This window comes from Trinickia acidisoli (assembly GCF_017315725.1).
In the GTDB taxonomy this organism is placed as follows: domain Bacteria; phylum Pseudomonadota; class Gammaproteobacteria; order Burkholderiales; family Burkholderiaceae; genus Trinickia; species Trinickia acidisoli.
Map to the genome: position 1 here is coordinate 1,624,298 of NZ_JAFLRG010000001.1, position 16,479 is coordinate 1,640,776.

General features: G+C 65.2%; 14 protein-coding genes. 9 read left to right on the forward strand and 5 right to left on the reverse strand.

The genetic code is table 11. The features are described 5' to 3' along the window. Positions 1-75 precede the first annotated feature (75 nt). Together fdx and iscX are read left to right on the forward strand one after the other, a co-directional pair. Positions 76-417, forward strand: a complete 342-nt coding sequence (gene fdx / locus J3485_RS07560; protein WP_206951890.1) for an ISC system 2Fe-2S type ferredoxin — start codon at positions 76-78, stop codon at positions 415-417. Positions 418-433: 16 nt separating this feature from the next. Beyond that, complete coding sequence (iscX, locus tag J3485_RS07565) at positions 434-631, forward strand: Fe-S cluster assembly protein IscX (RefSeq protein ID WP_206951891.1); 198 nt, start codon at positions 434-436, stop codon at positions 629-631. Between the two features lie 114 nt (positions 632-745). Here the strand turns inward: iscX and J3485_RS07570 are convergent, their stop codons facing one another. The 5 genes from J3485_RS07570 to J3485_RS07590 all read right to left on the reverse strand — a co-directional run bounded on the left by J3485_RS07570 (position 746) and on the right by J3485_RS07590 (position 7,355). Further along, on the reverse strand, positions 746-1,519 hold the full coding sequence (locus tag J3485_RS07570) for an outer membrane lipoprotein (RefSeq protein WP_206951892.1): 774 nt from the start codon (positions 1,517-1,519) through the stop codon (positions 746-748). Positions 1,520-1,770: 251 nt separating this feature from the next. Beyond that, complete coding sequence (gene lysS / locus J3485_RS07575) at positions 1,771-3,297, reverse strand: lysine--tRNA ligase (protein ID WP_206951893.1); 1,527 nt, start codon at positions 3,295-3,297, stop codon at positions 1,771-1,773. Between the two features lie 16 nt (positions 3,298-3,313). Beyond that, positions 3,314-4,418, reverse strand: a protein-coding gene (gene prfB, locus J3485_RS07580) for a peptide chain release factor 2 (RefSeq protein ID WP_206951894.1) whose coding sequence is annotated in 2 segments (ribosomal slippage) — positions 3,314-4,336 and positions 4,338-4,418 — 1,104 coding nt in all. Because the reading frame shifts where the segments join, the coding sequence is not laid out codon by codon here. Between the two features lie 56 nt (positions 4,419-4,474). Beyond that, on the reverse strand, positions 4,475-6,172 hold the full coding sequence (gene recJ, locus J3485_RS07585) for a single-stranded-DNA-specific exonuclease RecJ (protein WP_206951895.1): 1,698 nt from the start codon (positions 6,170-6,172) through the stop codon (positions 4,475-4,477). 103 nt (positions 6,173-6,275) lie between these two features. Next, positions 6,276-7,355, reverse strand: a complete 1,080-nt coding sequence (locus J3485_RS07590) for a regulator (RefSeq protein WP_206951896.1) — start codon at positions 7,353-7,355, stop codon at positions 6,276-6,278. A gap of 141 nt (positions 7,356-7,496) precedes the next feature. On the opposite strand from J3485_RS07590, the gene J3485_RS07595 reads away from it, so the two are divergent. The 7 genes from J3485_RS07595 to kdsA all read left to right on the forward strand — a co-directional run bounded on the left by J3485_RS07595 (position 7,497) and on the right by kdsA (position 16,430). Beyond that, positions 7,497-8,750, forward strand: coding sequence for a lipoprotein-releasing ABC transporter permease subunit (locus tag J3485_RS07595; RefSeq protein WP_206951897.1), 1,254 nt, complete (start codon positions 7,497-7,499; stop codon positions 8,748-8,750). Positions 8,751-8,754: 4 nt separating this feature from the next. After that, the gene (gene lolD / locus J3485_RS07600) at positions 8,755-9,498 is read left to right on the forward strand and encodes a lipoprotein-releasing ABC transporter ATP-binding protein LolD (RefSeq protein ID WP_242538700.1); all 744 of its coding nucleotides are present in this window, start codon (positions 8,755-8,757) and stop codon (positions 9,496-9,498) included. A gap of 33 nt (positions 9,499-9,531) precedes the next feature. Continuing rightward, positions 9,532-10,320, forward strand: coding sequence for a TatD family hydrolase (locus J3485_RS07605; protein ID WP_206951899.1), 789 nt, complete (start codon positions 9,532-9,534; stop codon positions 10,318-10,320). A gap of 92 nt (positions 10,321-10,412) precedes the next feature. Beyond that, positions 10,413-13,010 (forward strand): DNA internalization-related competence protein ComEC/Rec2, encoded by a 2,598-nt coding sequence (locus tag J3485_RS07610; RefSeq protein ID WP_206951900.1) that lies wholly within the window; start codon positions 10,413-10,415, stop codon positions 13,008-13,010. Positions 13,011-13,039: 29 nt separating this feature from the next. Beyond that, positions 13,040-13,855 (forward strand): alpha/beta hydrolase, encoded by an 816-nt coding sequence (locus tag J3485_RS07615; RefSeq protein ID WP_206951901.1) that lies wholly within the window; start codon positions 13,040-13,042, stop codon positions 13,853-13,855. A 65-nt stretch (positions 13,856-13,920) separates the two neighbouring features. Continuing rightward, a complete protein-coding gene (gene pyrG / locus J3485_RS07620; protein WP_206951902.1) occupies positions 13,921-15,579 on the forward strand; it encodes a CTP synthase in 1,659 nt (552 codons plus the stop codon). Next, entirely contained in the window at positions 15,576-16,430 is an 855-nt protein-coding gene (gene kdsA / locus J3485_RS07625; protein ID WP_206951903.1) for a 3-deoxy-8-phosphooctulonate synthase, read from the forward strand. The genes pyrG and kdsA overlap by 4 nt, the downstream gene beginning before the upstream one ends. Positions 16,431-16,479: the final 49 nt, after the last annotated feature.

A 16,479-nucleotide genomic window follows, 5' to 3' on the forward strand; every position in this document is an offset into this window, starting at 1 on the left:
GAGCGCGCCGCCCCTACAATGACAGGGGCGAGCGACGCTTGCCGCTCCGCACAATACAGTCAGAACGGAACCTCTATGCCTCAAATCGTTGTCCTGCCTCACGTCGAACTGTGCCCGGAAGGGGCGGTGCTCGAGGCCGCGCCGGGCGAAAGCATCTGCGATGCGCTGCTTGAGCACGGCATCGAAATCGAGCATGCGTGCGAAAAGTCTTGCGCTTGCACCACGTGTCATGTGATCGTGCGTGAAGGCTTCGAAGCGCTCACGCCGTCGGAGGAGGACGAAGACGATCTGCTCGACAAGGCGTGGGGGCTAGAGCCGACCTCGCGGTTGTCGTGCCAGGCGCGCGTGCCGCAGGACAAGGACGTCGTTGTCGAGATTCCGCGTTATTCGATCAACCACGCCAAAGAAAATCACTGATAAGGAGGGAGTAGCCATGAAGTGGACCGACGTACAAGAAATCGCAATGGCCCTCACCGACAAGCACCCCGACCTCGATCCGCAGTTGATTCGCTTTACCGATCTGCACCGGTGGGTGATGGAGCTCGACGGTTTCGACGATGATCCCAACCGATCGAGCGAGAAGATTCTCGAGGCCATCCAGCTTGCCTGGATCGAGGATGCGGCCGAGTGAAGCGTGCCGAGCGATGGTGATTCGATGGTAGCGTTCACCATGCGCAAGCGAAAAAAGGCGATCTATAGAGGTCGCCTTTTTTACGTCCGGTTCCGGGCCGATAGGCCGGCGTGGTCAGCCCGCGGCGAGCGTGCCGCGTTCGATGTGAACGCGTTCGCCGTGCTGGAACGGCGGCGGTTCGCGATAGGTGAAGTAGCGCAGGTGGCCGTTTTCCATTCGCACCCGCACTTGATATTCGGTGTTGCTGCGTAGATGTTTTTCGACCGAGTTCCCGGCGAAGCCGCCACCCACGGCGCCAAGCACCGTCATCGCCGCACGGCCTGTGCCGCGGCCGAATTGGTTGCCGAGCAGGCCGCCGGCCAGCGCGCCGCCCACGGCGCCGATACCGGTGCTGCGGCCCTCGCGTCGCTCGGTCACGACCGATTCGACGGTGCCGCAACTCGCGCAATACGCTGATTGCGCGGGAGGTTGCTGCGGCTGCGCATACGGTTGCTGGGCAAGCTGCTGTTGCGCGGGAGGCTGGGGTGCCGGCGGTTGCTGTGCGTACGAAGGTTGGCCCGGCTGCCCCGTGTAGGGCACTTGGCCCGGTGCCGCAGGTGTGGCTTGCGCCTGCGTCGCGGTCGGTGCAGTTGGCGTGGGCGCGGGCGGTTGTGCCGGTTGTTGTTCGCCGGTCATCGCGGCTGCCGTGGCGGGGGCGGACGAATCGACGACAGGCTGAGACGCAACTTGTGCTGTCTGCGATTGATCGTTTTGGACGCTCGAACTCGACGCCTTGGGAAAGACACCGGTAATGGCGGCAGTGGCGGCGAGACTCGCGACGATGATGGTGCCCGCTGCGACCGCAATCAACGGGTGCAGGCGGCGCGACGATGTGGTCGGATTGTTCATGACGTACCTTCCGTCGAAACTGAAGAGGCTCTTATTGAGTAACGATCATAGTGTCCGCCATCGCACGAACACCATCGTTTCAATTTGTAACGATCTGCGGCGCGCGCAATGGTGTCAGGGCACGGCGGTGCGGCGCTGAATCGGCGGATTTGACGGTTTGCAAGGGTCGGATCGGGCGTAAAAAAGCCGCCCGGAGCAATGCTGCGGACGGCTTTTACCGATCGTTACAAACTCGGCGTGGCTTGCGCGCGTCAGTCCTCGCGACGCAGGTGCGGGAACAGGATGACGTCGCGAATGCTCGGGCTGTCGGTGAGCAGCATCACGAGACGGTCGATGCCGATCCCGCAGCCGCCCGTCGGCGGCATGCCGTATTCGAGCGCGCGAATGTAGTCGGCGTCGTAGTACATCGCCTCTTCGTCGCCGGCATCTTTTTGCTCGACTTGTTTCTTGAAGCGCGCCGCTTGGTCTTCCGGGTCGTTGAGCTCGGAGAATCCGTTCGCGATTTCGCGGCCCGTGATGAAGAGCTCGAAGCGCTCGGTAATGCCTTCGACCGAATCCGACGCGCGCGCGAGCGGCGACACCTCGACGGGGTAGTCGATGATGTACGTCGGCTCCCACAACTGTGCTTCGGCCGTCTCTTCGAACAACGCAAGCTGCAGCGCGCCGATGCCGGCGTTCAAGAACATCGGCTGCGTCGTATCGACGCCGAAACGCTTGAGTTCCGTGCGCAGGAAGGCGGCATCGGCGAGCTGCGCGTCGGTGTAGTCGGGCGCGTACTTGCGGATCGCCTGCGTGATCGTCAGCCGATGGAACGGCTTGGACAAATCGAGCTCGCGGCCCTGATACACGATGTTCGCCGTGCCGAGCGCATCGATGGCGGCTTGGCGAATCAACTGCTCGGTGAAGTCCATGAGCCACGTGTAGTTCGTGTACGCGGCGTAGAACTCCATCATCGTGAATTCGGGGTTGTGCCGCGGCGACACGCCCTCGTTGCGGAAGTTACGGTTGACCTCGAAGACGCGTTCGAAGCCGCCCACGATCAGCCGCTTCAGGTAAAGCTCGGGCGCGATGCGCAGAAACATCTGCATATCGAGCGCGTTGTGATGCGTGGTGAACGGTTTGGCCGCCGCGCCGCCCGGGATCGGATGCAGCATCGGCGTTTCGACTTCCATGAAGTCGGCATCGGACATGAACTTGCGGATCGACGAAATCGCCTTCGTGCGCGCGACGAACGTATTGCGCGCCTCGGGCGTGACGATCAGATCGACATAGCGCTGACGGTAGCGCGTTTCTTGGTCGGACAGGCCGTGGAACTTGTCGGGCAGGGGGCGCAGCGCCTTCGAGAGCAGGCGCAGTTCCGTGCAGCGCACCGACAGCTCACCCTTGTTCGTCCGGAACAGCACGCCGCGGGCGGCGACGATATCGCCGAGGTCCCACTTCTTGAAGGCTTCGTACGTCTCTCCGCCGACGTCGGCCGGCGTCACGAAGAATTGGATTTGGCCCGAGCCGTCCCGCACGGTCGCGAAGCTCGCCTTGCCCATTACACGCTTGAGCATCATGCGGCCCGCGACGGCGATCTCGAGCGCCGTGGTTTCCAGTGCGTCTTTGTCGGTGTCGGCGTAGCGCGACTGTAGTTCGCCCGCATGGTGCGTCGGACGGAAATCGTTCGGGTAGGCGATGCCCGCCTCGCGCAGCGCGCGTAGCTTCTCGCGCCGCTCGGCGATGATCTTGTTCTCGTCGACGGCTGTGTCGAGGGAGGGGAGAGTCGATTCGGTCATGGGGTATCCGCTGCGCTCAGACGCCTTGCTTCAGGCTGGCGCTGATGAATTCGTCGAGGTCGCCGTCGAGCACGGCCTTCGTATTGCTGATTTCGACGTTCGTGCGTAAGTCTTTCACGCGGCTCTGATCGAGCACGTACGAACGAATTTGATGGCCCCAGCCCACGTCGGTTTTGCTCGACTCGAGCTTGTCCTGTTCGGCTTGACGCTTGCGTATCTCGGCTTCGTACAGGCGCGACTTGAGCATGGCCATCGCTTCGGCGCGATTGCGGTGCTGAGAGCGGTCGTTTTGGCACTGCACGACGATACCCGAGGGCATGTGCGTGATCCGCACGGCGGAATCGGTCTTGTTGATGTGCTGACCGCCGGCGCCCGACGCGCGATAGGTATCGATGCGCAGGTCGGCCGGGTTGATGTCGACTTCGATCGAATCGTCGATTTCGGGATAGACGAATACCGACGAAAACGACGTATGCCGGCCGCCCGACGAATCGAACGGCGACTTGCGCACGAGGCGGTGGATGCCGGTCTCGGAGCGTAAAAAACCGTAGGCGTACTCGCCTTCGACTTTGATCGTCGCGTTCTTGATGCCGGCGACGTCGCCTTCGGACTCTTCGAGCACTTCCGTCTTGAAGCCTTTGCGCTCGCAGTAGCGCAAATATTGGCGCAGCAGCATCGACGCCCAGTCGCACGCTTCGGTACCGCCCGCGCCGGCTTGAATGTCGATGAACGCGTTGTTCGGGTCGGCCGGGTTCGAGAACATCCGGCGGAATTCGAGATCGGCGACGCGCGCTTCGATCTTTTGCGTGTCGGCCTCGCAGGCGACGAGCGTGTCGTCGTCGCTTTCTTCGCGGGCCATGTCGAACAGATCCTGCGCGTCGCGCAGATCCGTGTCGAGGGCCGAGAGGGTCAGCACTACGCCTTCGAGCGACTTCTTCTCGCGGCCGAGGGCCTGGGCATGCTTCGAGTCGTTCCAGACGTTCGGATCCTCGAGCTCTTTGTTGACTTCGGCTAGACGCGCGGTTTTGGCGTCGTAGTCAAAGATACCCCCGTAGCTCGCCTGCGCGTCGGCGCAAGTCCGCGAGAGAGCCTTCGATCGCATTCAGACGTTCGGCTTCCATTTGATCTTTTCTGCTTCGTGAAAAGAAAAAATTATAGCCGATGCGGCCTCCTCGCCTCAGACCGCGTGTTCGACGATCAATTGAACGCGCACGACACCGTTCCAGCTATCGGCCGCGAGCCGATAGGCGAGATGCGCGCGCGCCGGCAGTGTGTCGGTGTGGTTGAACCAGATCGCCTGAAAGCGCTGCCGCCCGCGTGCGAGCTGCAGCTTCAGGTGCTTGTCCTTCACGAGCGCCTGCGATACGACGTCGAATTCGCCCGAGAACGTCGGCGCCGGAAAACCCTGCCCCCAGACCGCGGCCTCGATCACCTCGACGACTTGCGGCGTGAAATACGCATCTTCCAACTCGCCGTCCGTCATCACGACGCGCGCGAGCGCATCGTCGTCGAGCCACTCGCGCGCGACCGCTTCGAAGGCAGCCGCGAAGCGCGGTACGTCGACCGTCGCGAGCGTCAAGCCTGCCGCCATCGCATGGCCGCCGAACTTGACGATGAGATCGGGCTCGCGCTTGGCGATCAGGTCGAGCGCATCGCGCAGGTGGAACCCGGAAATCGAGCGGCCGGAGCCTTTGACGAGTTCGCCGCGCTCGTCGGCCAGCGCGAACGTGAAAGCGGGGCGATGGTACTTTTCCTTCAGGCGCCCGGCGACGATGCCGATCACGCCTTGATGCCAGGTCTCGTTGAACAGCGTGATCGTGGCCCGGCCTTCGGGATCGAGCGCGGCGATCTCGCCCAGCGCTTGCTGCTGCATGCCGGCTTCGATTTCGCGCCGCTCGCGGTTCATCGCGTCGAGCTGCTGCGCGAGTTCCCACGCGCGGCCGACGTCGTCCGTCGTCAGGCACTCGATCCCGAGCGACATGTCGGAGAGCCGTCCGGCGGCATTCAGGCGGGGGCCCAGCGCGAAGCCGAGATCGAATCCCGAAGCGCTGCGCGCGTCGCGTCCGGCGGCGCGGAACAGGGCCGCGATGCCTGGCTGCATGCGGCCGCGGCGGATGCGCGAGAGCCCTTGCGCGACGAGTACGCGGTTGTTGCCGTCGAGCTTGACGACGTCGGCCACGGTGCCGAGCGCGACGAGGTCGAGCAAACCGTCGAGCCGCGGTTCGGGCACGCTGGCATCGCCGAATGCACCGCGTTCGCGCAGCCGCGCGCGCAGCGCGAGCAGCACGTAGAACATGACGCCCACGCCGGCGATGCATTTGCTCGGAAACGTACACCCCGGCTGATTCGGATTGACGATCGCGCGCGCGGGGGGGAGGGTCTCCCCGGGCAAGTGGTGGTCGGTCACGAGCACGTCGATGCCGCGTGCGTTGGCCGCGGCCACGCCATCGACGCTCGCGATGCCATTGTCGACCGTGATGAGCAGGTCGGGCTTGCGCTGGGCCGCCAGCTCGACGATTTCGGGCGTAAGCCCGTAGCCGTATTCGAACCGGTTCGGTACGAGGTAGTCGACCTGCGCGCCGAACATGCGCAGGCCGCGCACGGCGACGGCGCATGCCGTGGCGCCGTCGCAATCGTAATCGGCGACGACGAGCAGGCGCTTGCGCTGGGCGATGGCGTCGGCAAGCAACTCGGCCGCGTCGTGCGTTCCCTTGAGTTCGACCGGCGGCACGAGTCGCGTGAGCGCGGTTTCGATTTCGTCGGGCAGGCGCACGCCGCGGGCGGCGTAAAGGCGAGCCAAAATCGGGTGCAGGCCGTGGCGGATCAGCGCCGCTTCGTCGGCGGGCGAGCCCGCGCGTGTGACGATTCGAGTCATGCGAACGAGTGGAAAAGGGAGGGCGGCCGGTGAAGCGGGAGGCAATGCGGACTGCGCGGCGCCGTATCGAGCGACGCCAGGCGGGCGGCAAAGACGTATCGGATCATTCGAACAGCGATGCGAGAACGCGCCGCCGCCAGAACTTGCGCAGGTCGCCGCGGGTCGCGCTCAGCGTGACCGAGCCGGTATCGCCCGCCAGCGTCAGCGAGAGCGCGCCGAGGCGCCCCGTCGTGAGCGCGTCCAGTGCGGGCGCGAACCAATTGCGCTCGAGTTCGTCGAGCGCGGCCTGCCAGGCGGCCCAATCTTGGGCGATGAACGGTGCGGTGAACGGGCCCAACTCGACGAGCGTGACGCCGGCCTCGAGCGGCGGCAGCGCCTTGAACGAGGCCGGCGCGCTTGCTACCTCCGCCGCGGCGGCCAGCGCGAGCCCGCGCGTGGCGGCCGCATCGGACAGCACGCGCGCGAATGGGCTGCGCACGCGTTGCGCCACGCCTTGCGCGTGTAGCCAGATCGAGTTGACGGCGGGCAAGCCGCGCGCTTCGCGTGCCTCGTTGACCGGATGCTCGAACCAGCCCATCTGCACTTCGTTTTGCAGCTTCATCCAGATGCGCGAACGCTGGCCCGAATGCGCGTCGTGGGGCAGCCAGATTTCGATGCTGCGCCCGCTCGCGCGCAGCGGCGAAGCACCTGCGAGCTTGCCCAGGACGTCACCGGATAGGTACCAGCGCCGCGGACAGGGCGCCTCGACGCACACGCCCAGCTCTTCGATCAACGGCTTCGCCACGGCGAGCAGGGTGGCGGCGTCCTCGTCGGTCAATTCGAGCGCCGAGGGGTCGATCAGCACGAGGTGATCGTGCGCGATCCGCACGTGCACGGGCTCGACGCAAGCCCATTCGTTCTCGCCAGGCGTGCCGCCGTCGGCGAGTAGCATATAGGGCGCGAGCGGTGCTTCGTCGGCTGCGTTTCCGGCGACGGCGCCGAACTGGCGGGCGATCCACCGCTCGTGCGGCAGCGTGCGCTGGAAGTCTTCGCCGGCCACGCGCTCGACGAGCGCCGCGCGGGCCAGCAGTTTGTCGAGCGCCGGGCTGTGTAGCTCGTGCAGCGCGCTGGAGGCATCGGCAGCGGCCGGCAGCGCGAACGGCAACAGGAGATGAAGACGGTTGGAATGCATGATGGTGCGCATTGTATGGCAAACTGCGCGCTTGATCGGCGCTCTCCGATTCACGGCGGCGCCCCGCCTGCGCGGCACGCGCATTGCGGGCCGGTCGGCGCGCCGCTGATGTCGGCGGCGCGCGTGGTTGCAGCAGAGAATGGAAGGATTCGCTTGAAACTCCCTTACGAATGGCAAATCGGTTGGCGCTACACACGCGCCGGCAAGCGCACGACGGGCAACGGCTTCATTTCGTTCATCGCGCTGGCGTCGATGGCGGGCATCGCGCTCGGCGTGGCCGCGCTGATCGTCGTGCTCTCCGTCATGAACGGTTTTCAGAAAGAGGTGCGCGACCGGATGCTGTCGGTCCTCGCGCACGTCGAGATCTTCTCGCCGACGGGGTCCATGCCCGATTGGCGGGTCACGAGCTTCGAGGCGCGCCGCAACCCGGAAGTGATCGGCGCGGCCCCTTACGTCGACGCGCAGGCGCTACTCACGCGCCAGGACGCCGTGAGCGGCGTGGCGCTGCGCGGCGTCGACCCGGCGCTCGAGCCTCAAGTGTCCGACATCGACAAAGACATGAAGGCTGGCCGCTTGACCGATCTCGAGCCCGGACAGTTCAACATCGTGCTCGGCGCCGATTTGGCCACCAACCTCGGCGTTTCGGTTGGCGACAAGATCACGCTCGTCGCCCCCGAAGGCTCGCTGACGCCCGCCGGCATGCTGCCGCGCCTGAAGCAGTTCACGGTCACGGGTGTGTTCGAGTCTGGTCACTACGAGTACGACAGCACGCTCGCGCTCATCAACATTCACGATGCCGAAGTGCTGTTTCGCATCACCGCGCCGACGGGCGTGAGGCTCAGGCTCAAGGACATGGAGGAAGCGCCGCGCGTCGCGCGCGAGCTTTCGCATACGCTGTCGGGCGATCTCTACATTCGCGACTGGACACAGCAGAACAAGACGTGGTTCTCGGCCGTCAAGATCGAGAAGCGGATGATGTTCGTGATTCTGACGTTGATCATCGCGGTTGCGGCCTTCAACCTCGTGTCGTCGCTCGTCATGACGGTGACGAACAAGCAGGCCGACATCGCGATCTTGCGCACGCTCGGCGCGCAACCCGGCTCGATCATGAAGATCTTCTTCGTTCAAGGCATTACGATCGGCTTTGCCGGGACGGGGGTGGGCATCGCGCTCGGTTGCCTCATCGCCTGGAGCATTCCGTGGCTCGTGCCGATGATCGAGCACCTGTTCGGCGTGCAATTCCTGCCGCCATCCGTCTATTTCATCAGCGAACTGCCCTCGGAATTGGTCGCGAGCGACGTGGTGAGAATCGGTGTCATCGCCTTCGTTTTGTCGGCGCTCGCAACGCTCTATCCGAGCTGGCGCGGTGCGAAAGTGCGACCGGCGGAGGCGCTGCGTTATGAATGAATTCATGGTCGAGAAACCCACGGCGGGCCGCGCCGCCACCGACGCGTCCGATGCGGCGCCCTACGTGCTCGAGGCACACGGCATCTCGAAGGCGTTCGTCCAAGGCGGTTTGAACGTGCCGGTGCTGAGCGGTGCCGAGCTTTCCGTGCGGCGCGGAGAAAAACTCGCGATCGTCGGCGCGTCGGGCTCGGGCAAAAGCACGCTCTTGCACGTGCTCGGCGGGCTCGACGAGCCGAGCGCAGGCAGCGTGTCGCTGCTCGGCCGCCCCTTCACGCAGTTGGCCGAGCGCGAGCGCAACGACCTGCGCAATCGCGCACTCGGTTTCGTCTATCAATTTCATCATCTGCTCGCGGAATTCAGCGCGCTCGATAACGTCGCGATGCCGCTGCGCATTCGGCGGCTCTCGGCCGACGAGGCCCGACGGGAGGCGCTCGCGACGCTCGAGCGCGTCGGCCTGGCGCACCGCGCGAAGCATCGCCCCGGCGAGCTGTCGGGCGGCGAGCGGCAGCGCGTCGCGATCGCGCGCGCGCTCGTGACCAAGCCGGCCTGCGTGCTGGCCGACGAGCCAACCGGCAATCTCGATGGCGCGACGGCGGACAACGTCTTCAATCTGATGCTCGAGCTATCGGCCACGTTCGAGACGAGCTTCGTCATCGTCACGCACGATGTCGATTTGGCAGGGCGCTGCGATCGCATCCTGCGCCTGCGCGACGGCTTGCTGCACGAAGAGCCGTCCGTGCCCGTCTAACGCACGCTGCGCGCACGCGCCGCGAACGCCGCCATGTGGATCGATACGCACTGTCATCTGGATGCCGGCGAGTTCGGCGGCGATCGCGAAGCGGTTGCGCGGGCGGCGCTCGCGTCCGGGGTGGGGCGCATCGTCATCCCGGCCGTGGCGCGCCAGAACTTTGCCGCGGTGCGCTCGCTGGCCCATCGCGTGACGGGCGGCGTTTATGCGCTTGGCATCCACCCGTTGTTCACACGGCAAGCGCACGACGACGATCTCGCTGCGCTGCGCCGTGAGATCGAGGCGAGCCTGGACGATCCTCGCTTTGTCGGAATCGGCGAAATCGGGCTCGACTACTTCGTGCCGGACCTCGACGATGCGCGCCAGCGCTTTTTCTACGACGCCCAACTCAAGCTTGCCCGCGAGTTCGATCTGCCCGTCATCTGCCACGTGCGCAAATCGCAGGATCTCGTGCTGGCGGGCCTGCGCCGTCACGCGGTGAAGCGCGGCATCGCGCATGCGTTCAACGGCAGCTTCCAGCAGGCGCAGGCTTTCATCGACCAAGGCATGCGGCTCGGCTTCGGCGGCAACGTCACGTTCGAGCGCGCTCGCCAAATCAGGCGGCTCGCTGCCGAGTTGCCGCTCGAAGCCCTCGTCATCGAAACCGATGCGCCCGATATTCCCCCGTCCTGGCTCTACAAGCAGCGCAATACGCCCGATCAAGTGCCTCGAATCGGTGCGGTCGTCGCCGAGCTGCGCGGCATGGGCGTCGATGCGCTGGCGGTAGGCACAATGGCCAACGCTTACGTCGCGCTCCCCCGGCTCGCATTTGCTTGCGCATAATCGACGATCGTTAGCGCCGTTCATTGGATGAGCAGACGAGCCGATGCGCTCGGCCGTATTCGCACGTCGGCGCGTTGATCGACGGAGGGCGAATGCGGGCGATGCTGGTCGGTTTCGCGCTTGGCATCGTATCGCTGCAGCAGCGGGCGACGCTGCCGGGGCGTTGGCAATGGGCGGCGCTCGCTGTGCTGTTCGTAGCGGCGTGCGGCATGGCCGTATGGGTGCGTGCGTCGCCGGCGATCGCTTCGGTGCGCTCGTCCACGCGCGGTACGGTAGCGCCGTGGGCCGCGTGGTGTAGGTCGATCGCCACGCCCGCGGCTTTGGCGGGTGCCGCCGTCGTTGCCGGTTACGCCTACGCGGCCGTGCGTGCCGAGATACGTCTCGCCGAAGCATTGCCGAATGCTTGGGAACTCCGCGAACTAGCGTTGACGGGACACGTGCGCGGCTTGCCCACCCAAGATACGGCGAGTGCAAGGTTCTTGTTTGCCGTCGATGTCGACGACGTGCGGCGCAGAACGGGTATCGAGCGCTTCCCGTCGATTGTGCAACTCAATTGGGCGGGGCGTGGCGGCCACGGCATGTCGCAGCTAAAACCCGGCGATCGTTGGCGCTTGATGGTGCGACTGAAACGCCCGCACGGTCACGCGAATTTCGCGGTTCACGACGCGGAAGTCGCATGGCTCGCGCGCGGCGTGCGTGCGACGGGCTACGTCGTTGCGGGCAGCGCGGCGAAGCGATTGCCCGGTACGGCGGGCGGCATCGGCACGGCAATCGGCCGCTTGCGCTTCGCGCTGCGCGAACGCATGGCGCAGGTGCTCGACGGCGCGGCGCATGGCGGTATCGTCACCGCGCTCGCGATCGGCACGCAAGACGCCATCGCCGCGGTCGACCGGCTCGCATTGCGCCGCACGGGCACGAGTCACCTCGTGGCCGTATCGGGTTTGCACATCGGATTCGTCGCCGGTCTGTGCGCCGCGCTCGCGGCCTGGTTGTGGCGGCGCTCATGTTTGATCGGTGCGATGCTTGCGCGCCGTGGCACACGCGAATGGCCGCTCGTCTTGCCGACACCGATCGTCGCGGCGGCGGCCGCCGTCGCGAGCGCCGCAGGCTATGCGGTCCTCGCGGGCTTCAACGTACCGGCACAGCGTGCGCTATGGATGCTCGTCGCGGTGAGTGTGGCGTTCGTGCTCGGACGCAGCGTCGCGTTTTCGCTCGTGCTCGCATGGGCAGCGGCGCTTGTGCTGATCGTCGATCCGTGGGCCGTGACGGCGGCCGGCTTTTGGCTTTCGTTCGGGGCCGTCGCGCTCATTGCGTTCGCGATGCGCGGCCGGTTGCGCGTACGAGAAGAAGGCAATACGGCGCATGACGCGCTCGATGCGGCGCGCGCGAGCGATCCCACGTGGATGGCGCCGCCGGTTCAGGCGGACGGCGTCGATCGGCCGCGCTCGCGGTGGCGAAGGCGGCTGGCACGCGCGCGCAGGCGATGCGCCGATGCGATCCGCGCCCAGTGGGCCGTGACGATCGGTCTCGCGCCGCTCACGGCGTTCTGGTTCTCGCAAGTCTCGCTCGTCGGCCCGCTGGCGAATGCGATTGCGGTGCCATGGGTCAGCGTGCTCGTCGTGCCGGTCGTGCTCGTCGCGATCGCGTTGCCCGCGCCGCTCGATGCGCTCGCCTACCAATTGGCGCATGCGCTGCTGGAGCCGCTGATGCACGTGCTGCATGCCCTTGCTCAATCGCCGTGGGCCGACCGGCATCCGCCGCGGCCGTCGTTGTCGGCGTTGGGGGCCGCGCTCGCGGGCGTCGCATGGTGCCTGATGCCGCGCGGCTGGCCGTTGCGGTTTGCGGCGCCGCTCGCGTGGTTGCCGCTCGTCGTGCCGGGCGCGCCCCGCGTCGAAGAGGGCGCGTTTCGGCTGACGGCGCTCGACGTCGGGCAGGGTACGTCGATTCTCGTCGAGACGCGTCGCCGTGCGCTGCTGTTCGATGCCGGCCCTGGTCCCGAATCGACGAACGCCGGCGAACGTATCGTCGCGCCGTATCTGCGCGCGAACGGTGTCAGCCGGCTCGATGCGCTCGTCGTGAGTCACGGCGATGCCGATCACGCTGGCGGCGTGCCTGCGGTGATCGCGTCGGCGCAGGTGCGGCAGATGCTCGGCGGGTTGCCGCCCATGCATCGTGCGTGGGATGCGGCGCGCGGGCCAGGCACGGATCGTCTGCGCTGCGCGGCAGGGCAACGCTGGCATTGGGACGGCGTCGAGTTCGAAATGCTCTGGCCCGACCCGGGCCCATTACCGAGGCAATCGAACGAACAGTCGTGCGTGTTGAAGGTCAGCGCGCACGGGGTGAGTGCGTTGCTGACCGGCGACATCGGCGCACCTGCCGAGCGCGTGCTCGTCAGCCGCGCGAGCGAGGCGTTGCGTGCCGACGTGCTGCTCGTCGCGCATCATGGCAGCAAGACGTCGTCGACCGAGCCTTTCCTCGATTCGGTCGATCCGCGCATCGCGGTATTTCAGGTAGGCTATCGCAATCGCTTTCGCCATCCCCATCCGAGCGTCTGGTCCCGCTTCGATGCGCGCGGCGCCTCGCTGGCTCGAACCGATCGCGACGGCGCGGTACGTGTCGCGATCGAGAATGGCCGGCCGACGCTCGAGCGTTATCGGGTGTCGCACGCCCGCTACTGGATGGATCGATAAGAGACGAACGAACCTGGAGGCAGCGGCGCTTGAAAGACGTCATCCACTTTTCGCATGCGAACGGTTTTCCGGCGTCGATTTACCGGACGCTGTTCGCCGAGCTCTCCGATGATTACGAGTTGCGCTACATCGATCGCATCGGCCACGATGCCCGTTATCCCATCACGAGCGATTGGCCGCATCTCGTCGACGAACTGCTCGCCGATATCGGCCGCCGCTACGAGCGGCCGGTCTGGCTCGTCGGCCACTCGCTCGGCGGCTATCTCTCGCTGATGGCCGCGCTCAAACATCCGCATTGGGTGCGCGGCGTCGTGATGCTAGATTCGCCGGTCATCGCGGGCTGGCGCGCGAACGTGCTGCGCTTTACGCAGTGGACAGGCCTCGACGAGCGGCTTTCGCCGGCCGCGGCCACGCGTACGCGCCGCACGCAGTGGGCGAACCGTGAAGAAGCGTGGCGTCATTTTCATGCGAAGAGCGCTTTCGCACGCTGGGACGAGCGAGTTTTGTCCGACTACATCGACTTCGGCATTCCGCAAAGCGTGGCGGATGGTACGCGCACGCTCGCATTCGATCGCGACATCGAATATCGGATCTACCGGACGTTGCCGCGCACGCTCGGCCCGCGGCTCTCGCACGGCGCACCGGTGCCGCTGGGATTCATCGCCGGCACCCGCTCGAAGGAAATCCGCCAAGTCGGGCTCGATGCGACGCGGCGCGCGGCGCTCGGACGCATCGAATGGATGGAGGGCAGCCACCTGTTTCCGATGGAGCGGCCGATCGAAACGGCACGCGCGCTGCAGAGAATGCTGAACGCGCTGCGTGACGCGGGGCGGCCCGTCCGATAGCCGTTAGGCGCTGTGGTTCGTGCGGGCCTTAAGGTATAATCCGTTTTTCCCGCGAGCATTCAGCGATGACTAAATATGTTTTCGTCACCGGCGGCGTAGTGTCGTCTCTCGGCAAGGGCATTGCCGCCGCTTCTCTCGCCGCGATCCTCGAATCGCGCGGTCTCAAAGTCACCCTCCTCAAGCTCGATCCCTACATCAACGTCGACCCCGGCACGATGAGCCCGTTTCAGCACGGCGAAGTGTTCGTGACGGAAGACGGCGCTGAGACGGATCTCGACCTCGGTCACTACGAGCGGTTCATCAGCACGAAGATGCGTCGCGCGAACAATTTCACGACGGGGCAGATCTACGAATCGGTGATCCGCAAGGAGCGCCGCGGCGATTACCTCGGCAAGACGGTGCAGGTGATTCCGCACATCACGAACGAAATTCAAGCGTTCATCGAACGCGGTGCGGCATCGGCCACCTGCGGCGAGCCCGACGTCGCAATCGTCGAAATCGGTGGCACGGTCGGCGACATCGAGTCGCTGCCGTTCCTCGAGGCCGCGCGGCAAATGAGCTTGCGTTTGGGCCGCAACAGCGCCTGCTTCGTCCATCTCACGCTCGTGCCGTTCATCGCGACGGCCGGCGAACTGAAGACGAAGCCGACGCAGCACAGCGTGCAGAAGCTGCGCGAGATCGGGATCTTGCCGCACGTGCTGCTGTGCCGTGCCGATCGCCGCATCCCGGACGACGAGTCCAAGAAGATCTCGATGTTCTCGAATGTCCCCGAAGACGCCGTCATCTCGGTTTGGGACGTCGACAGCATCTACAAGATTCCGCAGATGCTGCACGATCAAGGGCTCGACGGCATTATTTGCGACGAGTTGAAGCTGCAGCCGAATCCGGCCGATTTGTCGATGTGGTCGGCGATCGTGGACAAGCTCGAGTATCCGAAGCACGAAGTCACGATCGGCATGGTCGGCAAGTACGTCGATCTGACCGAATCGTACAAGTCGCTGATCGAAGCGCTGCGCCACGCGTCGGTGCATACGTCGACGAAGGTCAACATCGAGTACATCGATTCGGAGCAGATCGAGGCCGAGGGCGTCGAAAGCCTCAAGCATCTCGATGCCGTGCTCGTGCCGGGCGGCTTCGGCCGTCGCGGCACCGAAGGCAAGATCGCGGCGATCCGCTATGCGCGCGAAGCGAAGGTGCCGTATCTCGGCATCTGCCTCGGCATGCAACTGGCCGTGATCGAGTTCGCACGCAACGTCGTCGGCCTGAAAGAGGCGAACAGCACCGAGTTCGACGCGGCTACCCCTCATCGCGTGGTGGCGCTGATCACCGAGTGGTACGACCGCGAAGGCCGTGTCGAGACGCGGACGGAAGAATCGGATCTCGGCGGCACGATGCGCCTAGGCTCGCAACGCTGCCCGATCAAGCCCGGCACGCTGGCCGAGCAGATTTACGGCAAGGATGTGAACGAGCGTCACCGTCACCGTTATGAAGTCAATAACCGTTACGTGCCGCAACTCGAAGCCGGCGGCCTTATCATCAGTGCGCACACGCCGAGCGAGGATCTGCCTGAAATGATGGAGCTACCGCGCGACATGCATCCGTGGTTCGTCGGCGTGCAGTTTCACCCTGAATTCACGTCGACGCCGCGCGACGGGCACCGGCTGTTCAAGTCGTTCGTCGAAGCAGCGCTCGCCTGCCACGAAGTGCACAAGGAGAAAGTATGAAGCTGTGCGACTTCGAAGTCGGTCTCGATAAGCCGTTTTTCCTGATCGCGGGTACCTGCGTCGTCGAATCCGAACAGATGACGATCGACGCAGCCGGCCAGCTCAAGGAAATTTGCGCGAAGCTCGGCATCCCGTTCATCTACAAGTCCTCGTACGACAAGGCCAATCGCAGTTCGGGCAAGTCGTTTCGCGGGCTCGGCATGAACGAAGGGCTGCGCATCCTGTCCGAGGTGAAGCGGCAGCTAGGCGTGCCCGTGCTGACCGACGTGCACAGCATCGATGAAATCGAACAGGTGGCCTCGGTCGTCGACGTGTTGCAAACGCCGGCGTTCCTGTGCCGTCAGACCGACTTCATTCAAGCCTGCGCGCGCTCGGGCAAGCCCGTGAACATCAAGAAGGGCCAATTTCTCGCGCCGCACGACATGACGAACGTGATCGACAAGGCGCGCGACGCGGCGCGTGAAGCGGGCCTGTCGGAGGACCGCTTCCTCGCGTGCGAGCGTGGCGTGTCGTTCGGCTACAACAACCTCGTCTCCGACATGCGTTCGCTCGCGATCATGCGCGAGACGGGGGCGCCCGTCGTGTTCGACGCCACGCACTCGGTGCAACTGCCGGGCGGGCAAGGCACGAGCTCGGGCGGGCAACGCGAATTCGTGCCCGTGCTCGCGCGCGCGGCCGTTGGGGTTGGCGTTGCGGGCTTGTTCATGGAGACGCACCCCAATCCCCCTTGCGCGCTGTCGGACGGCCCGAACGCCGTGCCGCTGCGCCGCATGAGCGACCTGCTGGAGACGCTGGCCGCATTGGATACCGTCGTGAAACGCACTCCGTTCATCGAGCGCGATTTCAACTGACTTTCGACTGACCGACCCGTCAATAAAGAGAATTCATCGTAATTTCTAG

Bases quoted from the DNA above. Each gene is read 5' to 3' on its own strand.
- pyrG (WP_206951902.1), top strand. From the start codon at position 13,921: ATGACTAAATATGTTTTCGTCACCGGCGGCGTAGTGTCGTCTCTCGGC.
- iscX (WP_206951891.1), top strand. From the start codon at position 434: ATGAAGTGGACCGACGTACAAGAAATCGCAATGGCCCTCACCGACAAG.
- recJ (WP_206951895.1), bottom strand. From the start codon at position 6,172: ATGACTCGAATCGTCACACGCGCGGGCTCGCCCGCCGACGAAGCGGCG.
- lysS (WP_206951893.1), bottom strand. From the start codon at position 3,297: ATGACCGAATCGACTCTCCCCTCCCTCGACACAGCCGTCGACGAGAAC.
- J3485_RS07590 (WP_206951896.1), bottom strand. From the start codon at position 7,355: ATGCGCACCATCATGCATTCCAACCGTCTTCATCTCCTGTTGCCGTTC.
- kdsA (WP_206951903.1), top strand. From the start codon at position 15,576: ATGAAGCTGTGCGACTTCGAAGTCGGTCTCGATAAGCCGTTTTTCCTG.
- J3485_RS07570 (WP_206951892.1), bottom strand. From the start codon at position 1,519: ATGAACAATCCGACCACATCGTCGCGCCGCCTGCACCCGTTGATTGCG.
- fdx (WP_206951890.1), top strand. From the start codon at position 76: ATGCCTCAAATCGTTGTCCTGCCTCACGTCGAACTGTGCCCGGAAGGG.
- J3485_RS07605 (WP_206951899.1), top strand. From the start codon at position 9,532: ATGTGGATCGATACGCACTGTCATCTGGATGCCGGCGAGTTCGGCGGC.
- lolD (WP_242538700.1), top strand. From the start codon at position 8,755: ATGGTCGAGAAACCCACGGCGGGCCGCGCCGCCACCGACGCGTCCGAT.
- J3485_RS07610 (WP_206951900.1), top strand. From the start codon at position 10,413: ATGCGGGCGATGCTGGTCGGTTTCGCGCTTGGCATCGTATCGCTGCAG.